15 protein-coding genes and 1 pseudogene are annotated in these 17,307 nt (G+C 68.6%); 6 read left to right on the plus strand and 10 right to left on the minus strand.

Annotated features, from left to right (window positions below; genetic code table 11):
* The first annotated feature begins 116 nt into the window (after window positions 1-116).
* Both RM1_RS22785 and RM1_RS22790 read left to right on the plus strand, forming a co-directional pair.
* The gene (locus RM1_RS22785; protein WP_072753927.1) at window positions 117-584 is read left to right on the plus strand and encodes a GtrA family protein; all 468 of its coding nucleotides are present in this window, start codon (window positions 117-119) and stop codon (window positions 582-584) included.
* A gap of 100 nt (window positions 585-684) precedes the next feature.
* Window positions 685-1,515, plus strand: a complete 831-nt coding sequence (locus RM1_RS22790) for a hypothetical protein (RefSeq protein ID WP_245816563.1) — start codon at window positions 685-687, stop codon at window positions 1,513-1,515.
* A 15-nt stretch (window positions 1,516-1,530) separates the two neighbouring features.
* Here the strand turns inward: RM1_RS22790 and RM1_RS22795 are convergent, their stop codons facing one another.
* Window positions 1,531-2,700, minus strand: coding sequence for a S1C family serine protease (locus RM1_RS22795; RefSeq protein WP_072753929.1), 1,170 nt, complete (start codon window positions 2,698-2,700; stop codon window positions 1,531-1,533).
* 209 nt (window positions 2,701-2,909) lie between these two features.
* Here RM1_RS22795 and RM1_RS22800 point away from each other — a divergent pair, with 209 nt between their 5' ends.
* Window positions 2,910-3,446, plus strand: a complete 537-nt coding sequence (locus RM1_RS22800) for a pentapeptide repeat-containing protein (protein ID WP_072753930.1) — start codon at window positions 2,910-2,912, stop codon at window positions 3,444-3,446.
* 29 nt (window positions 3,447-3,475) lie between these two features.
* Here RM1_RS22800 and RM1_RS22805 read toward each other — a convergent pair whose 3' ends face one another.
* The 4 genes from RM1_RS22805 to rfbA are packed head-to-tail and all read right to left on the minus strand — an operon-like array spanning window position 3,476 to window position 6,330.
* A complete protein-coding gene (locus RM1_RS22805; RefSeq protein WP_072753931.1) occupies window positions 3,476-4,306 on the minus strand; it encodes a glycosyltransferase family 2 protein in 831 nt (276 codons plus the stop codon).
* Window positions 4,303-4,797: a GtrA family protein gene (locus RM1_RS22810; RefSeq protein WP_245816565.1), complete on the minus strand. Its 495-nt coding sequence runs from the start codon at window positions 4,795-4,797 to the stop codon at window positions 4,303-4,305. Before RM1_RS22810 ends, RM1_RS22805 begins: the two co-directional genes overlap by 4 nt.
* Window positions 4,798-4,845: 48 nt before the next feature.
* Entirely contained in the window at window positions 4,846-5,451 is a 606-nt protein-coding gene (locus RM1_RS22815) for a dTDP-4-dehydrorhamnose 3,5-epimerase family protein (RefSeq protein ID WP_072753932.1), read from the minus strand.
* A 3-nt stretch (window positions 5,452-5,454) separates the two neighbouring features.
* Window positions 5,455-6,330, minus strand: coding sequence for a glucose-1-phosphate thymidylyltransferase RfbA (rfbA, locus tag RM1_RS22820; protein WP_027501723.1), 876 nt, complete (start codon window positions 6,328-6,330; stop codon window positions 5,455-5,457).
* Between the two features lie 62 nt (window positions 6,331-6,392).
* Between rfbA and rfbB the strand changes: the two genes are divergently transcribed.
* Window positions 6,393-7,418, plus strand: a complete 1,026-nt coding sequence (rfbB, locus tag RM1_RS22825) for a dTDP-glucose 4,6-dehydratase (protein ID WP_072753960.1) — start codon at window positions 6,393-6,395, stop codon at window positions 7,416-7,418.
* A gap of 5 nt (window positions 7,419-7,423) precedes the next feature.
* On the opposite strand, the gene RM1_RS22830 is transcribed toward rfbB, so the two are convergent.
* The 4 genes from RM1_RS22830 to RM1_RS22845 form a co-directional block, all read right to left on the minus strand.
* The gene (locus RM1_RS22830; RefSeq protein ID WP_072753961.1) at window positions 7,424-8,356 is read right to left on the minus strand and encodes an NAD-dependent epimerase/dehydratase family protein; all 933 of its coding nucleotides are present in this window, start codon (window positions 8,354-8,356) and stop codon (window positions 7,424-7,426) included.
* A 1-nt stretch (window position 8,357) separates the two neighbouring features.
* Entirely contained in the window at window positions 8,358-9,365 is a 1,008-nt protein-coding gene (locus RM1_RS22835) for a glycosyltransferase (protein ID WP_072753962.1), read from the minus strand.
* A gap of 130 nt (window positions 9,366-9,495) precedes the next feature.
* A complete protein-coding gene (locus RM1_RS22840) occupies window positions 9,496-11,154 on the minus strand; it encodes a glycosyltransferase family 39 protein (RefSeq protein ID WP_083576907.1) in 1,659 nt (552 codons plus the stop codon).
* Between the two features lie 24 nt (window positions 11,155-11,178).
* Window positions 11,179-13,404 (minus strand): hypothetical protein, encoded by a 2,226-nt coding sequence (locus RM1_RS22845; RefSeq protein WP_072753934.1) that lies wholly within the window; start codon window positions 13,402-13,404, stop codon window positions 11,179-11,181.
* Between the two features lie 133 nt (window positions 13,405-13,537).
* Between RM1_RS22845 and RM1_RS22850 the strand changes: the two genes are divergently transcribed.
* The gene (locus RM1_RS22850; RefSeq protein ID WP_072753935.1) at window positions 13,538-15,388 is read left to right on the plus strand and encodes a glycosyltransferase; all 1,851 of its coding nucleotides are present in this window, start codon (window positions 13,538-13,540) and stop codon (window positions 15,386-15,388) included.
* 69 nt (window positions 15,389-15,457) lie between these two features.
* Here RM1_RS22850 and RM1_RS22855 read toward each other — a convergent pair.
* Window positions 15,458-15,763 (minus strand): annotated as a pseudogene (locus RM1_RS22855) (galactofuranosyltransferase GlfT1); the annotation flags it as partial.
* Between the two features lie 212 nt (window positions 15,764-15,975).
* Here RM1_RS22855 and RM1_RS22860 point away from each other — a divergent pair.
* Window positions 15,976-17,265 carry an AAA family ATPase gene (locus tag RM1_RS22860; protein ID WP_072753937.1) on the plus strand — a complete coding sequence of 430 codons (1,290 nt, stop codon included), beginning with the start codon at window positions 15,976-15,978 and terminating at the stop codon, window positions 17,263-17,265.
* The last annotated feature ends 42 nt before the right edge of the window (window positions 17,266-17,307 follow it).

A 17,307-nucleotide genomic window follows, 5' to 3' on the forward strand; every position in this document is an offset into this window, starting at 1 on the left:
TGCTCCTTTGCGGTTGACGTGGACCTGATCCTGCAACCTCAACTGCACTGGAGGTCCAGGGGTTGTGCGACAGGTCACGCGCGCGCACCGGTGGCGGCGTCGCCTACTCTCGACCGGTGTCCGGAACCGCCAGCGCCCCCGAGCCGCACCTGCCGCTTCCCGTCGAGCTGCCACTCGTCGACGAGCCGGGTGGCACCGATGTGGACCTCAAGACGCAGATGGTGCGCTTCATCGCGACCGGTGGGCTGTCCGCGATCGTGGACTTCGGGCTCTATGTCCTCGGCTTGGCGCTCGGTATGCCGTACGCGTTGGCCAAGTCGATCGGCTTCGTCGCAGGAACCACCACCGCCTACCTGATCAACAGGCGCTGGACCTTCAAGGCCGAGCCGAGCCGCGCCCGCTTCATCGCGGTCGTCGCGCTCTACGCGGTGACCTTCGCCGTGCAGGTCGGCCTCAACCAGGTGATGGTCCACGCGTTCCCAGACGAGTGGTGGAAGGTCCCGCTGGCCTTCGTCATCGCGCAGGGCACCGCGACGGTGATCAATTTCGTCGTCCAGCGCGCGGTCATCTTCAAGATCCACTAGCGACCCGGTAGCGCGGTCGCGCTGTGACACGCTGTCCGCGTGGAACACAAATCGGTTGTGGCCGATCGCGGACAGGGCGTCTCGGTTGTGGTGGCGCACGGTGGGGCGGCCCGTCGATCTGGCTGGTGACCATTCCTGGCTGACGGCACCCACCTCGGCGGCGGGAGTCGTCCGGGACCACTGGCTTCTGGGTGAGGCCGAGCGACTCGGTGGAGCGCTGATCGCCGCGGATGCCGACGCCGGACTGCTGCCGGATATGGGATGCCTCGCCGGACCCGGGTTCGACCCAGGCCGCCTCAACCCGGCGATCCGGGACTTCTACGAGCACACCAGCCAATGGCGTATGGAGATCTGGACCCAGTGGTCGCCGCTGTTCGCGCCAGGTGGATCGATGATCGGCCGGCTGTACGGCAAGCGGGTTCAGCAACTCGCCTTGCCGGTGGATCCGCTCGCTGTAGCGCACGGCGTGGACAGTGCGATCACGAAAGTGGTTGATCGCGACGGTAACCACGCCGGCTCGGCCTGGTTGCGGACGCTGCGCGGTACGGGCGACTTCATGTACAGCGGTTACTACCGCAGCGCCGTCCTGCCCGGACATGACCGACCCAGCATCCACGTGAGTTTCCCGCTCGAGCAGGGCAACGTCCAGGTCTTCCTGCGCCCACAGAACGGCCAGGACGGGTCATTGCTCCTGGAGTCCCCAGCCGGCGAGTTCGGTGCGGACGGTGCGTACGTCACCGTCCTCGAGCGGGGGCGCCACTACGCGGCGCGGGTCCCGATCCGCGAGGAGTTCCGCATCTACGTCGACGGTGAAGGCGTCCTGCGCACCGACCACGTGCTACGGATGTGGCGAATGGCGGCGATGCGGCTGCACTATCGGCTCGATCGGGTGTCCGCGCAATCTCGAGCGACCTCGGAAGCCGCCGACTGAACCGTCGGAGGCAGATCACCGCGGCGGACCGGTCGTCAGCACGATCGTCGCGGACCGCGACCCGCCGCTCGCGTCGGTCCATCCCAGTTCGATGCGATCGCCTGGATGCCGGGCGACCATCGTCGCGGTGAGCTCGGCGGCGGTCCGGATCGGCTTGCCGTCGACGGTCGTGATGATGTCGCCGCGCACCAGCCCGGCCCCCTCGGCGGGGGTGTCGTAACTGACCGCGACGACCCGGGCGCCGGGAATCGTGACGGAGTCGCTGACGCTGATGCCGAGCAGGGCCGTCGGCCCGATGTGCACGGTCTCCGAGCCGCGGCCCTCGCGGATCTGGTCCACCACCGCGATCGCCTCGTCGATCGGGACCGCGTACGACTTGATCTCCCGCGGCGGTGCCGGCGTCGGCCCGGCGTCGTGCGCGACGGCGGTGCCCGCGGTGCTGACCCCGATGACGGCCCCGGTGCCGTCGACCAGCGGCCCGCCCGAGTCGCCAGGCCGGATGTCGGCGTTCACCTCGATCAGGCCCGACAGCTTGTTGGTCGAGCCGTCGGCGGAGTCGCGCGCGGTGACGGAGCGGTTCAGGGCGGTGACGATGCCGCCTGCGGCCAGGGGGACACCCGCACCCTCGGCGTTGCCGATGGCGGTCACCGGATCGCCGGTCCGCACCGCGGCGGAGTGGCCGAGCGCGGGCGTCGGCAGCCCGGTCGCGCCCGCGAGCCGCAGCACCGCGAGGTCGCGGGTCCGGTCGTACCCGGCCACCTCGACGTCGTAGTTCGCGCCGTTGCCCTGGTTCACCGCCAGGATGTCGGTGGCGCCGTCGATGACGTGGTGGTTGGTCAGGACGAGGCCGTCAGGGGTGAGCACGATGCCGGTCCCCGCGGTCTCGCGCCAGCCAACGCGCGAGATCAGGTGCACGGTCGTCGGCGCCACCCGCTGGTGGATCTGTTCGGGGGTGAGCAGGATCGGCGGCGGCGGTGCCGGTGGGGTGATCGACTGCGGGGTGGCGACTTCCGGGGCGACGACCCCGGAGGGCGCCGGGGCCGGCACCAGGGTCGGCGGCTCCGACGTCAGCCGCTGGCCGGCGAGCAGGCCCGCGGTGACGGCCGCCGCGACCGCCAGGATCGCGAGTGCCCGGCGGGCACGGCGACGCTGCGGGGTGGTCCGGTCTTGCTCGGTCCTGGTCATGTAAACCCGGCATCCGGAGGGGACTCTGGTCGGCGTGGTGCGGTCGTTCAAGATTACGCGGGCGGAGCAGGCGCTGCCGGGCGTTTGGCGTCCCGCCTCACTGCAGGACGCGCCGAAAAGTGCCGATTCCGGCAGTTCGGTGCCGTTGCGGCGGTAGCGTCCCTGGCGCGTGCACGATCACTCGTTGCGAACCGGGGAGGGGCACTTCCATGGAGGTCACATCGAAGGGGAGGTCGCGCCGGTTCGCGCGGGCGACGACCATCGCCCTCGCCTCGACGCTCATGACGGCCGGCTCGGCCGGCATCGCCTTCGCGTCCACCGGCCCGAGTGCGCCCGGCGCCGCGCCGCCGGGCCTGGCCGAGTTCGCGGACTCGCTGACCCGCCCCGCCATCGGCAGCCTGAACACCGGCTTCGCCGGGCTCGGCAGCGTCGGGCTCACCTTCGACTCCGGCAGCGCGGGTTCGTCCAACAACGGCCCCGACAACACCGGCTCGCACAACACCGGTTCCGGCAACACCGGCTCCGACAACGTGGGGTCCGCGAACACCGGCTCGGGCAATGTCGGGTTCGCGAACACCGGCTCGGGCAATGTCGGGATCGGGAACACCGGTTCCGGCAACGTGGGGTCCCTGAACACCGGCTCGCTCAACACCGGCTCGGGGAACACCGGCATCCTCACCGAGGGCATCCTCGTCACCGGGCTGGGATCGGTCGGTTTCGGATCGCTCGGCATCAACTGGAACTGAGCATCAACTGGAACTGAGCGCCGGCTGGGTCAGCCCATTCGCCGCTTGAGCACCATGTACACGGCGCGGCGCATGAACGAGGTGCCCAGCGCCTTGGCGTTGCCGATCCGCACGTCCATCGCGGACAGCAGTCCCGGCTCGGCCGCCCGCAGCGCCTCGTGGAACGCCGCCGCCTGGGAGGCCTGCTGGCGCGCCAGTCGCACGCTCCACTGGCCGGCGTTGATGCGGAACGACGCCAGCGGACGGGGGATCGCCACGACGTCGCCGTGCAGGGCGACCCCGACGTAGGTGGCCTCGTCGATCAGGTACGGGTTCGCGTCGTCCCACCAGCCGATCTTCTCGAGTACGGCCCGCCGCATCAGCACGCAGCCCGGCTCTCCGAAGATGTTCGCGCCCGCGGTCACCGCCCGTCGTGCGGCGACCCGGCCGCTGACCGGACCGGACAGGCCAGCCAGTCCGCGGGCCGCGAGCACGGTCTTGCCCGCCGCGTCGACCAGGGTGCGCTGCGAGGCGACCAGCACCGTCTCCGGATGCTCGTCGAACGCGGCCACCTGCTCGGCGAGGCAGGTCGGGAAGATCGTGTCGTCGCCGCACACCAGCTTGAGCAGGTCGCCGCTCGCGGCCTGGCTGACGCGGTCCCAGTTGGCCTTGGCGCCGCCACCCGCAGGGGTGTCCAGGATCGTGACGCGGGGATCGTCGGCGTAGGGGGCGATGGCGGCGAGCGTGCCGTCGCTCGAGGCGTGATCGGCGATGATCAGCTCGAAGTCCTCGAAGGTCTGCCCGAGGATCGAGTCGATGGTTTCGGCGATGTAGTCGGCGTTGTTGTACGCCGGAACGACGACGGAGACCCGAGGCGTCATGCGGAACCAGACCTTTTCTTTCTACTGAACGAGAAATCTCGATATCCGAAGAAGCTGGCGGTCGCGGTCACCGCGGTGATCACGATCTGCGCCGGGATCGGCGGGAATCCGAACACCGACACCGCCAGCGTCATCAGGGCCATGTTGATCGCGAAGGCGCCGAAGTTGACGACGACGAACCGCCACAGGTCCCGCAGCAGGTGCCCGCGGACGCGGAACACCAGGTAGCGGTACATCGCGAACGCGCACAGCACGTTGCACAGGTAGCCGGCGACGATCGCGAAGTGGTAGCCGAGCTGGTCACCGACGGCGAGCTGCCAGACGATGAACCAGGCCGTACCCAGCGCCGTGTTGAACCCGCCGACCAGCAGGAAGGCCAGTCCCTGGTTCTTCACCAGCCGCATCAGCGGTCCGGCGCCGCCCGACATCCCCGCAGGCGGGGTCGCCTCGGAGGTGCCCGAACTCGGGTCGTGGGGACCTCGGTCGGTCAACTGGTGGTCCTTCATCGCTGGTGGTGCTGCCCGCTTGCCCGGTGCACCCTACCCGAGGGGTGGTGCACCGGCCCCGAACCGCGGCAGCAGCCCGGACTCGAGCGCTGCGGCGAGCGACGGCGCGGCCGCGTCCTTGTCGGAGAGCCGGAACTCGAACTCGGTCCCGTCCCGGCCCGTGGTGGGCCAGTCGATGCCGACCTCGGGATCGAGCGGATCGATGCCGTGCTCGCGGCCCGGCGCGTACCCGGTCGAGCACAGGTAGACGACGGTGGAGTCGTCCTCGAGCGAGAGGAACGCGTGACCGAGACCCTCGCTCAGGAACACCGCGCGGCGGTCGACATCGTCGAGCAGGACCGCGTCCCACACCCCGAACGTCGGCGACCCGACCCGCAGGTCCACCGCGACGTCGAGGACCGCGCCCCGGACGCAGGTCACGTACTTGGCCTGACCGGGCGGCACGTCCGCGAAGTGGACGCCCCGCAGCACGCCTGCCTCGGACACCGAGCAGTTGGCCTGCTGCAGGTCTAGGGTGCGGCCGGTGGCCTCGGTGAACGTCGGGTCCCGGAACCACTCCAGGAACACGCCGCGGTCGTCACCGAACTGCTGCGGGGTGAACTCCCAGGCGCCGGGCACTTTCAGTTCGCGAAACTGCATTCCTCACCATTCCTTGCCGCGGTCGAGCAGACCGAGCAGATAGTTGCCGTAACCGGATTTGACGAGTGACTCGGCCCGCACCCGGAGCTCGTCGTCGGTGATGAAGCCCCGCCGCCAGGCCACCTCCTCCGGCGCGCCGATCTTCAGTCCCTGCCGCTCCTCGATGGTGCGTACGTAGTTCGAGGCGTCGAGCAGCGAGTCGAAGGTGCCGGTGTCCAGCCAGGCGGTGCCGCGCGGCAAGACCTCGACCTGCAGCCGACCCGCCTCGAGATAGGCGCGGTTGACGTCGGTGATCTCGTACTCGCCGCGTGCCGACGGCGACAGGTCGCGAGCGATCGACACCACGTCGTTGTCGTAGAAGTAGAGACCGGGCACCGCGTAGTTGGAGCGTGGCTGCTGGGGCTTCTCCTCCAGCGAGATCGCGCGGCCGTCGCCGTCGAACTCGATCACGCCGTATGCGGTCGGGTCGGCCACCCAGTACGCGAACACCGCGCCGCCCTCGATCTGCTCGAAGCGCGTCAGCCGGGTGCCGAGACCGGGTCCGTAGAAGATGTTGTCGCCGAGCACAAGCGCGGCGGAGTCCGAACCGATGTGCTCGGCGCCGAGCACGAAGGCCTGTGCGAGTCCGTTGGGCTCGGCCTGCACCTGGTAGGTCAGGGAGACGCCGAAGCGGGATCCGTCCCCGAGGAGTCGCTGGAACTGTTCGGCGTCCTCGGGGGTGGTGATCACCAGGATGTCGCGGATGCCTGCCAGCATCAGCGTCGACAGCGGGTAATAGATCATCGGCTTGTCGAACACGGGCACCAGCTGCTTGCTGACCCCGAGCGTGATCGGATGCAGCCGAGACCCTGTTCCACCCGCCAGAATGATTCCGCGCATAGCGGGCAGTGTTCCAGTGTTCGGTTCCCTGGCAAACTCCGGCCACCGGTATCGTGCGGATCGTGAAGCTACTCGTGACCGGCGGTGCTGGATTCATCGGCGCCAACTTCGTCCAGCAGACCGTCGACGAGCGGCCCGATGTGGAGGTGACCGTCCTCGACGCGCTGACCTACGCGGGCAACGTCGAATCGTTGGCACCGGTCCGGGACCGGATCGACTTCGTCCAGGGCGACATCGCCGACGCCGACCTGGTCGACCGGCTGATCGCCGGGACGGACCTCGTCGTCCACTTCGCCGCGGAGTCGCACAACGACAACTCCCTCAACGATCCGTCTCCGTTCGTGCGGACCAACGTGATCGGCACCTTCACGCTGCTGGAGGCCATCCGCAAGCACGGCGTGCGCTACCACCACATCTCCACCGACGAGGTGTACGGAGACCTGGAACTCGACGACCCGGCCCGGTTCACCGAGGCCACCCCGTACAACCCGTCGAGCCCGTACTCCTCGACAAAGGCGTCGAGCGACCTGCTGGTGCGCGCCTGGGCCCGCTCGTTCGGCATCTCCGCGACCATCTCGAACTGCTCGAACAACTACGGGCCGTACCAGCACGTGGAGAAGTTCATCCCGCGGCAGATCACGAACGTCCTCGACGGTGTCCGGCCGAAGCTCTACGGTCAGGGCCTCAACGTCAGGGACTGGATCCATGTCGACGACCACAACCGCGCCGTGTGGACGATCATCGAGCGCGGCACGCCGGGGGAGACCTACCTGATCGGCGCGGACGGCGAGGTCGACAACCGCACGGTCGTCCGGACCATCCTGGAGTTGCTCGGCAAGGATCCGGACGATTTCGACGCGGTCACCGACCGGCCGGGCCACGACATGCGGTACGCCATCGACGCCACCCGGCTGCGCACCGAGCTCGGCTGGCAACCGCGATACCGGGACTTCCGCTCCGGCCTGGCCGCCACCGTCGACTGGTACCGCGACAACGAGCAGTGGTGGCGTCCGCAGAAGGACGCCACGGAACGCGCCTACGCCGCGGCGGGCGAGACCGTGCTGGGATCGGCCGACCCGGCGAGCTGACCGGACTACCGGCCCAGTGAGCGCCGGGTCGCCTCCAGGGTGGCGGCGATCCCCGCGGGCAGGGTCCGGTACGGCCGTCGATCCAGTTCCGTCCAGACGGTCGAGCGCAACCGCAGGTCGCCGGCCTGGACGTTCGCGAGCGGCGACGACGCGAGCACGACGGTCGGCTTGCGGCGGAACACGGTCCGGCAGGCGCCGAGCAGGGCGCCGATGGTGGTGCTCTGGCCCGAGGCGAAGATCTTGGTGACCTGCTCGCCGGGTCTGGACTGCGCGAGGTCGAGGGCGTCGGCGACCATCGCGGCCGCGTCGGTCACGAACAGGTAGTCGCGCATCGTGTCCATCGGCACGTAGATCGAGATCGGTGCCGACATCAGGTAGCCACGGCACAGGTGCGAGATCAGTCCCTGCGGCTTGGTCAGGTTCTGGCCGGGGCCGTACAGGTTGGCGAACCGCCCCACGACGACGGACGACCCCGTGTCGGCGCCGAAGCGGTGCATCAGCTGTTCCGCCGCCAGCTTCGCGCGGCCGTAGTCGCCGAGCGGTACCGGGTCGGTGTCCTCCGTGAACGGCGCCCCGGACGAGCCCGCATACACCCCGCCGGCCGAGGAGGCGTGCAGGACCACGCCCGGTCCCGAGGAGCCTCGGGTGATCCTGGCGATCTCGTCCAGCACGTCGGACAGGACGGCGTTCTCCGCGGCGAACTCCTCGGACGTGGTGCCGTTCACGCCGATCCCGGCGCACCAGACGAGCCGCCACGGTCCACCCTCGGCCGTGTCGATCACCCGGCGTGCCTCCGCGAAGAGCACCCTCCTGGCGAGGTCGCCGTCGTGCCACGGGATCTGGCTGGTCTCGACCCGAAGGCCCCGCCGCCCGAGCTCGCCGGTGACGGCACTGCCGAGCAGCCCGCCGCCGCCTACGACCCAGGTCGGGGTGTCCAAGTCAGGCGCCCGCTGGGTCGGTTCGATGTTCGTGCGGTACCGGCTCGACGCGTCCGAGCGGGCCCGCCGCCGGATCACCGACGATCAGGTAGGGCGGCTTGCCCATCGCGGTCTTCACGTTGACCCCGATGTACTCGGCGATCACCCCGAGGGAGAACAGGATCGCACCCATGCCGAACAGCAGGATCACCATCGTCGAGGCCCAGCCCCGAACCTCGCTGTGGACATCGAAGAACAGGTAGGACACCAGCACGTACAGCACCAGGGCAAGGCCGAGCACGGCGAACAGCACCCCGATGAAGCTGACCATGCGCAGGCCCTTGGTCCCGCTGGAGAGGACCATGCGCCAGAAGTGGGAGAGCAGGCTGCGCAGGTGGTAGCCGGAGCGGCGGCCGTGCTCGGCGCGCAGCTCCACCGGGCTGGTGGTCACGCCGCCCGCGATCCAGCCGAGCGCGACGTCGAGGTAGGCCTCGGAGCCCGCATACGCGGCCACCGAGCGGCCGACCTCGCCGAGGACGAGCCGGAAGCTCTGGAAGCTGCGGGTGTTGTCGCCGGAGAGAGCGCGCGCGATGAGCCACTTCGAGCCGCGGGAGGCGGCGTTGCGCAGCATCCCGTGCGGTGCGGCGTTCGTCGGTCTCGCGTAGACGACGGTGGCCTGCTCGTCGAGTGCGGTGTCGAGCAGCCCACCGACCGCGGCGGGGTCGTGCTGACCGTCCTCGTCCATGGTGACGATCCACTCGCCCCCGCTCGAGGCCATGCCCGCCAGGGTCGCAGGATGCTGTCCGAAGTTCCGGCTCAGCCAGATCGGCCTGACGAAGTCGTGTTCGGCCGCCAGCTGCCGGATGACCTCGGCCGAGTCGTCGGGGCCGTGGTCGAAGACGAGCAGGACCTCCTCGACCAGCATCGGCCGGCCCGCAGGGGTGAGGCGGGTCGTCGTCCACGGCAGGATCTCGTCGATCAGCGCGCGGAGCGTCTGGGCGCCCTGGTACACCGGCACCACGACCGAGATCCGGTGCGGAGCAGCCGAGGGTCGGGCGTCATCGGAGGTCACGGGCTGGGAGTTTACTCGGGACGACCACGGCCTCCGCCCACGCCGTGAGTTCGCCGCCCCCGTGTGACGGCTCCTGCCGTCGTCCGGCCTATGGGCAATCGTCGCCGTAGACCCACAACCGGGCGGTGCCCGCGACGAGGAGGGGGCGGTAGGTCGAGACCGTCGCGGCGTCCTGGCCCGGACGCGGCACGGCGCTCACCAGGTAGCAGGAGCGGTTGCCGGGGAAGATCCACGAACCGGGCGGCGACATGCCGAGGGCCGAGTGATAGCCGTTCCATTCCAGTCCGGCGTCGACGTCGACGGCCGGGACGCCCGTCGCCACCAGGTCTTCGGCCGCGTCCCAGCGGGCGGAGTCGTAGGCGAGACCGGCGGCGGTGATCATCAGCGAGACGACGGCCAACCCGGCGAGCGCGGCCGCCGCGGGCAGCCGTTCGGCGACGCGGGCGGCGGCCGGGCGGCGCGCGGGTTCCGACGAGCCGGAGGTCCGTTCGGCAAGGACGATCGCCAGCAGCGGCGGCAACAGCAGCAGCCAGTAGCGGTCGAACAGGTTCTGCCCGGTCAGCGCTGTCGCGAGATTGCCGAGCACCATCAGCGCCCCGAAGGTGCCCAGCACCGGGTCGACCCGGCGGAGCTGTCGCGCAAGGATCCCGGCGAGCAGCACACCCGAACCGCAGGCGAGCGCCACGATGAGCCACCACGCGGCGGTGGGGACGATCGCGGCGGGACGGCCGTGGCCCGCGGCCCAGTACGGCCCGGAGGGGTCGAGGTAATTGCCGACGAAGAAGCTCTCGGTGCCGTAGCGGTACACCGCCGCGACCGCGACCACCGCGGCCGCGGCGGAGGCGAGGAGGGCGCCCCGGCCCCAGCGCCACGGCCGCGCGACCAGCAGCACCGCGGGCGCCGCGCCCAACGCCAGCACGAAATAACCCTGGACCAGGATGTTGCCGCCGGTCTTTGCCAGGCTCTCCGGCACGGCCAGCACCGGTGGGTCGCCGGCGCCGAAGGACTGGCGCCACAGTTCGAACCCCACGACCGCGGTGAGCAGGATCGCGCAGGCACCCGCCACCACGATCCAGTCACGCCGGCGCCGCGAGCGCCAGGCGGTCACCGCGGCGACCGCCAACACCGTCACCGGTGCGGCGAGCGCCTGCTCCCGGATGGTGAAGCCCCAGAATCCGACGGCCATCGACACCGCCAGCAGCACCAGCGACTCGCTCCGCAGTGCCCGTCGGCCGACGGCGAGGCAGACCATGATCGCCGCCATCGCGGGCACGTCGAGCATGAAACTGGTGGTCAACAGCCCGAATCCCGGCCAGATCGCGACGATAAGCACGGCGAGGGCGGCACGGGCCCGACCCGCGGACGGGACCACCAGGTCGTAGACCGCCGCGAGCGCGACCACACCCAGCAGGGCCACGAAGAGATGCTGGGCGACCAGCCAGCGGGCCAGCGGACCCAGCACGATGAACTGCCCGAACAGCGCCGAACGGTTCCAGCCGAGCAGTTCGATGCCCCCGGTGCTCCCGAACGTCTGTGCGATCCGGCTGTACGACCACGCGTCGTTGTGCGGAATGGACAGGCCGCCGGTCACCGCAGCCATGGTCAGCGGCACGAGCACCCCGAGCAGTCCCGCCGTGGCGAGCAACACCAAGGCGACCCGGCTCCGGCGCGCCGTCCCGCCGTCACCCGCGAGCAGCGAGTCGCTCCCCGGCGTCGCCACGACGTCGGGGGAGGGCGTTGGACTCATCGGCAACCTTTCCGGTCCGCGCGTCTATGTCTCGCTGGTGTTCGCATCCACCGGGGCGTCGGTGCGGGAGGTGCGACGACCGCGGTAGTACAGCCCCGTGAGTATGACGACCAGCACGAGCCCGAACCCGGCGGCCGCGAAACCCAGTCGCTGCCCCGGCGGCCGGAAGTCGATCACCAGCTCGGCGTCGTCGGTGCCGGGCGGCAGGTCGACCATCAGGAACATATCGCCGAGACCCTTGGTCTGCAGCGGGGCGCCGTTCAGGGTGGCCGTGTACCCCGGCCAGGCCAGACGGGCGAAGACCACGCTGCCGCCGTCGGGGGCGGTGACGCGGAGCCGCTCGGAGTTCACCTCGGCCGATTCGGGCTCGACCTCGGTCCCGACCGCGGCGCTCACCCGCCCGGCCTGGGTGGACACCGGACCGTCGACCCGCTCGAGCACGTGCACCTGGCTCGCCGTCGGCTCGGGCACGCTGACCCAGGTCCATCCGGTCGGGGGCGGGTTGTCCGCGGCGTCGGGGTACTGCTTGTCCTGCAGCACGATCCGATCGACGAGCATCAGATCGGCGAAACTCCTGCCGGTGTATGGATCGACCGTGAGCACGTTCTCGAGCGCATCGGGGCAGGTCGACCCGTCGAATTCCATGCACAGCATCCCGGAGAACCATCGATGCCCGACCGGTGTGTACGCGTTGACGTAGGTCAGGTCCAGGTCCTTGGCGTAGTTGCCGTACACCTGCGACTGCCAGGGCAGTTCCGTGGATTCCGCGTCGATCCGGATCAGACTGCGGTTGCCGAGCTGCAGGGTGGTGCCCTCGAAGTCGGGGAACCCCTCCTTGGCCTCGGACTGCGAGGTCGGCAGGTACCACTTGTTCAGGGCCTGCGGATAGTTGGACACCTGGTAGACCGCGATCGGCAGGATCGTCGCGATCAGCAGCGCGGCGACCGCGCGATCGCCGAACCTCTTGGCCAGGTACAGGGCCAGGGCGCCGAAGACGGCGATCAGCGCGCCCCACATGACGTGGCGCCCGAAGTACTGGGGTCCCGACGAGCTCGCGCGCAGCACCAGCACCACGATCAGCAACCCGGCCGCCACCAGTCGGGGGCGCAGCGGGCGGGTCGTGCCGTATCGGCTCAGCAGCGCGGCCAGCAGCACGAGGGAGATCACGGCCACGAACGGCAGCAGCCGCGCCGGCCAGCGGATCTGCCCGATGTCGCTCGGTCCCGCGGTGAACAGCAGGATGAAGGCCAGCAGCAGGATCGCCCCTGAGAACTCCCGCAGCGCGGGCTGGGCCTTGCGCCACGCGATGAACGCGAGCGCCGGGATCGCGAACCAGGCGATGTAGGTGATCGGCGCGGTGGTCGTCTCCCCGGTCCAGGACTCGATGCTCGACACGGACGACGGGATGCTCGCGGTGAGCGTCTCCGACCAGGGCGCGGTGAGGAAGTTGTCGTTGAGTGCGCCCTCCTCGCCGGTGCGCCAGGTCACCGACGAGGACAGCATCCCTGGCAGGAATGTGACGGCACCGCAGGCCGCCGCGGCGACGCCGACGCCGCCGAGCAGCAGCGACGGTTGCCAGCGTCGCTGGAACAGGTATTCGCCGATCATCAGGCAGCCGATCAGCACGCCCGCCATCAGCGCGGAGTGCGCGTAGCCGACTGAGATCGCGAGATAGAGGAACGCGAACAGGGGCAGCGGCCCTGACCGGCCGCGCGCGTACCGGACCCCGCTGGCCCAGGCCTGCACCACCCACGCCATGCCGATCAGCGAGGTGACCCAGGACGGGTCCTCGAAGTACAGGGTGAAGCCCCCGAACGGGGCGGCCGCGCCTGCGACCGCGGCCCAGGCCGGGCGGGCGCCGTACTCCATCGCCACCCGGTAGACGCCCCAGCCGAGGACGATCGAGAACCCGAGCTTGACCGCCGTCGCGAGCAGGGCGAGGTTGTCCACCGACGGGGCCGCGTAGTTGATCGCCATCTGGACGGGGTTCCACAGGCCGCCCTGGCCCTCGACCGGGTAGTTGCCCGCCATCCACTGGTCGAGCACCAGCGTCGGGAACCACTGACCCTCCCGCATCAGGTGACCGAGCTGGATCCAGTTGCCGACCGCGCCCGACTCGGTGTCGTCGACGTAGAAGTACCGGGGGTCGACGCTCAGGATCAGGACGAACCCGAGGAAGATCACGCCCGCGACCACGGCCCCCCATGCCCATCGGGTGCTCCGGGTGGATACGGGCGGTTCGAGTGTCACGAGAACTCCAGATAGCGCGGTCGGGTGCCCAGTGACATTAACCGAGGTCGGCCTCGGTGGTTTCGTCGGTCAACTGCACGTCGGGATACCCTGCGGGTGGACATTGGCGACACGATCGAGAGTTGGCGGTTGGATGAACAAGCCCGAATTCCTTGAGTCCGGGGCCCCGGCGGCCGAGGTCGAGCCGCGGCTGCTCGTGCAGCGCGGCGTCTTCGTCGGCATGTCGCCGATCGTCAACGACGACCTCTATGTCGCGTTCCGCAAGGGCTCCGGCGATCGGGAACGCCACACGCTGCGCCTGGACGCGGGGGCGCGCGCCCACACCAACACCTACTTCGGACGGTTCGCGGCCAGCTACTGGCAGCGCTGGACCACGGTCACCGAGGTGCGGGTCAGCCTGCGGGCGGCAGGCTCCGGCCGGTTCCGGGTCCGCCTGGTCGCCTCCGACATCGCCGGGCACCGCCGGATCGTGGGTGCCGTCGCCGGATCCGGCGACGAAACGGTCGAACTCTCCTCGCCGCTGGACAAGTTCGTCGACGGCGGCGCCCTCTGGGTGGAGATCGACGCGCTGGACGCCCCGCTGACCGTGGACCGGCTCGAGTGGACCGCGGCCGCGCCCGAGACCGTCCGCCCTGTCGCGATCGCGATCTGCACGTTCAACCGCGCCGACGACTGTGCGAAGACGGTCGCGGCGCTGGCCTCCGACGACCGCGTGCTCGAGGTCATCGACGCCGTCTACGTCGTCGACCAGGGGACCGACCTGGTCCGGGACCGGGAACTGTACGGCGAGGTCGCGCCCAGGTTCGGCGACAAGCTGCACTACCTGCGGCAGCCCAACCTCGGCGGCGCGGGCGGCTTCACCCGCGGTCTCTACGAGGTCTCCGCGACCGACGGGCACGCCGACGTGATCCTGATGGACGACGACATCCTGTGCGAGCCGGAGACCGTCCTGCGGCTCAACGCCTTCGCGAACGTCACCGTCGAGCCCACCCTCGTCGGTGCCCAGATGCTGTTCCTGCTCAACCCGGACTACCTGAACGTCGGCGCGGAGGATGTCGATCTCGGCACCCTGCAGCACGGGCAGCGGGTCCCGAAGGCGCTGCGCAACACCAGCATGCTGAAGAAGAACCAGGAGCGCCGGGTCGACGCCGGATACAACGCCTGGTGGACGTGCCTGATCCCGGCCGAGGTGGTCGCGAAGGTCGGCCTCCCCATCCCGATCTTCTTCCAGTGGGACGACGTCGAGTACGGGGTCCGCGCCAGGGAGGCGGGGTTCGTCACGGTCACCCTGCCGAACGCGGCGGTCTGGCACGCGGACTTCTACTGGAAGGACTTCGACGACTGGGCGCGCTACTTCAGCACCCGCAATTCCCTGATCGTCGGCGCGCTGCACAGCGACCTGGACACCAAGCGGCTGGGGCGGCAGTTCTTCCGGCAGATCAGCGAGTACCTCGTCGGCATGCAGTACGGTCTCGCCGCGACCACGCTGCGCGGTATCGAGGACTTCCTCGAGGGCCCGAAGGTGTTGCAGGACGGCGGCATCGAGGCGATGGCCGCGATCCGCGCGGAGCGGGCCGAGTACCCGGAGACGGTCAAGCACGACGCGGCCACCGCTCCCGTGCGGTCCGCGGACCTCACCACAAGGCGCTCGGGCGGCGAGCCGAGCGCCATGCGGCTGATCCTGGTCAAGCGGGCCATCGACCAGTGGTTCGGCCGGACCCAGCACGGCCTGGTCAACGTTCCGCGCGAGGACGCGCACTGGTGGCACATCTCGCTGTTCGACCACGTGGTGGTCACCGACGCCTCGCAGTCCGGGGTGCGAATCCGTCAGCGGGACAAGGGCAAGGCGATCGCGCTGCTGCGGCGGACGGTCAGGGTGCTGCGGCGCCTGCGTGAGGACGGTGCCGCCGTCTCGCGCCAGTACCGCGACGCCGCCCCGCAGCTGACCAGCCGCGCGAACTGGGAACGCCTGTACGAGCAGTAGGCCGAGGTTAGGAGTCGTCCCCGTGCGGTCGGACCGCGCGGGGACGCCCCGACCGGGGCCGTTGGGCCGTCAGTGCCGCTCGAAGCGTTCCTGCCTGCCCATCTTGCGCAGCCGCACCCAGTCGCGCAGGCCGGCCGGGTCCCGGCGGTCGATCAGGAAGAACCAGCCGAAGCGCAGCCACTCCTGCGGCAGCAGTCGCCGCATGCCCGGCTGCGAGAGCAGGTACCCGCGGTTGCGATAGGTGTAGAACCGCTTCGTCTCGTTGTCCGGGTACTGGGTGTGCATCCGGCCGCCCAGGATCGGCTTGAACTCCTCGGCCCCGTTGGGATGCACATAGGCGGTCTGCAGGCAGGTGCCGAACGCCAGGCCGGAGCGGGTCGATCCGAGCTGGTGCTGAACTGGGTGCCGCGGACATCCAACTCGTGCTGGCTCCGTGGGTGGCGCGCTCTGAGGATTGCCTTCGTGCGCCCTGTCGCCCGGTTTCACGTCGATTTGTGAGGAAATTCCGCAGATAAGGCCCTAACGTGAGTGTCCAACCTTGTCTTGTGCGATCCTTCTCAGTACCAACGCACTACGAAAGGTCCATCATGCTCGTGTCGTTCGGCGTGGAGAATCACCGCTCCATACGTGAGCGGATGACACTCGATCTTCGAGTGGGACGAAAGGTCGGCTCCAGAATCGAACCCTGGGATGGCGGCATCGCGCCGATCGCAGCGATCTATGGTGCGAACGCGTCAGGAAAGTCCTCGCTATGGTCTGCCCTGGATGGCTTTCTCGACCTAGTTCGAGATTCCTACCGCACATCGAACGTGCTAAGGCACGCGAGGCAACCGTTCGCGCTGGATAGCCACTCGAGGTCAGAGCCGACATCGTTTGATATCGAATTTGTTGCTGACGACGGCATTTTGTATGGCTACAGCGTTTCCTTCGATGATAGCCGGGTGATTTACGAAGAACTCGTCATGTTTCGGACTGCAAGGCCGACGAAGCTGTTTGAAAGGGTTGAATCGAATTCGGATGGGAATTCGGGCGACGCGTCAGCCTCTGTGTCATTCGGTAACTCTCTCGCTGGCCCAAACAGGGCGGTTGTGTCGACCCTTCGAGAGGATTCGCTTTTTCTTTCGGCAGCCTACGCTGCCGATCATCCTCGTCTGAAGCCCGTCACTTCGTGGTTGCGGAGCAGAATCCGATGCTACGAGACTCGGTCTTACATGAGTGCGCTTCCTCATGTTTTTGAGCATATGCATGAAGATCGGGATCACCTGAAGGAGATAATACGCATACTCGAGGGCTCTGACGTTGGAATCTTGGATGGGAAAACCAATCGACGCAAGTATAGCGACTCTGAAATTTCGAGGCAGCGAATGCTTGCGGAGCTATTTGGCAGGGCGGGCGACTTTGAGCCTGAAACTGAAACCGTTGACTTTACCCTCGTGCACAGGGGTGAAGATGGAAACTATGAACTTCCCTTTGAGGCTGAATCGGAAGGGACTCAGGCCCTAATTGCGCACGCGAACGTGATATTGTTCGCGATGAATTTTGGCGGAGTTGTGTTCTTTGATGAAATTGACTCCAGTCTTCACCCTGAGGTTGTTCGGCACCTCGTTCAGCTCTTTAGTAGCCGTGAATCAAACCCGCATCACGCCCAGTTGATCTTCACGACCCATGATGTGTCGCTCATGGCCTCGATCGGTGGGCGTCCGGCGCCGCTGTCGCGGGAGCATCTTTGGTTCACGGAGAAGGGGAGTAATGGCACTAGCGTGCTATATCCAGTAACTGACTTCGGTGTTCGCGAAGAAGATAACGTCATGCGTCGATACATGACAGGACGCTACGGCGCCCTTCCCCAAATCGACCTGTCGGATATGGGGATTTAGATGGCGGGTCGTGGCCAGAGGGGTAATCTCTCATCCCGTCGA

This window comes from Rhodococcus maanshanensis NBRC 100610 (assembly GCF_001894865.1).
GTDB classification, from domain to species: Bacteria; Actinomycetota; Actinomycetes; order Mycobacteriales; family Mycobacteriaceae; genus Rhodococcus_G; species Rhodococcus_G maanshanensis.

Coding starts and splice junctions, on each gene's coding strand:
- RM1_RS22795 (WP_072753929.1), bottom strand. CDS start 2,700: ATGACCAGGACCGAGCAAGACCGGACCACCCCGCAGCGTCGCCGTGCC.
- RM1_RS22800 (WP_072753930.1), top strand. CDS start 2,910: ATGGAGGTCACATCGAAGGGGAGGTCGCGCCGGTTCGCGCGGGCGACG.
- RM1_RS22805 (WP_072753931.1), bottom strand. CDS start 4,306: ATGACGCCTCGGGTCTCCGTCGTCGTTCCGGCGTACAACAACGCCGAC.
- RM1_RS22815 (WP_072753932.1), bottom strand. CDS start 5,451: ATGCAGTTTCGCGAACTGAAAGTGCCCGGCGCCTGGGAGTTCACCCCG.
- rfbA (WP_027501723.1), bottom strand. CDS start 6,330: ATGCGCGGAATCATTCTGGCGGGTGGAACAGGGTCTCGGCTGCATCCG.
- RM1_RS22840 (WP_083576907.1), bottom strand. CDS start 11,154: ATGAGTCCAACGCCCTCCCCCGACGTCGTGGCGACGCCGGGGAGCGAC.
- RM1_RS22850 (WP_072753935.1), top strand. CDS start 13,538: ATGAACAAGCCCGAATTCCTTGAGTCCGGGGCCCCGGCGGCCGAGGTC.
- RM1_RS22860 (WP_072753937.1), top strand. CDS start 15,976: ATGCTCGTGTCGTTCGGCGTGGAGAATCACCGCTCCATACGTGAGCGG.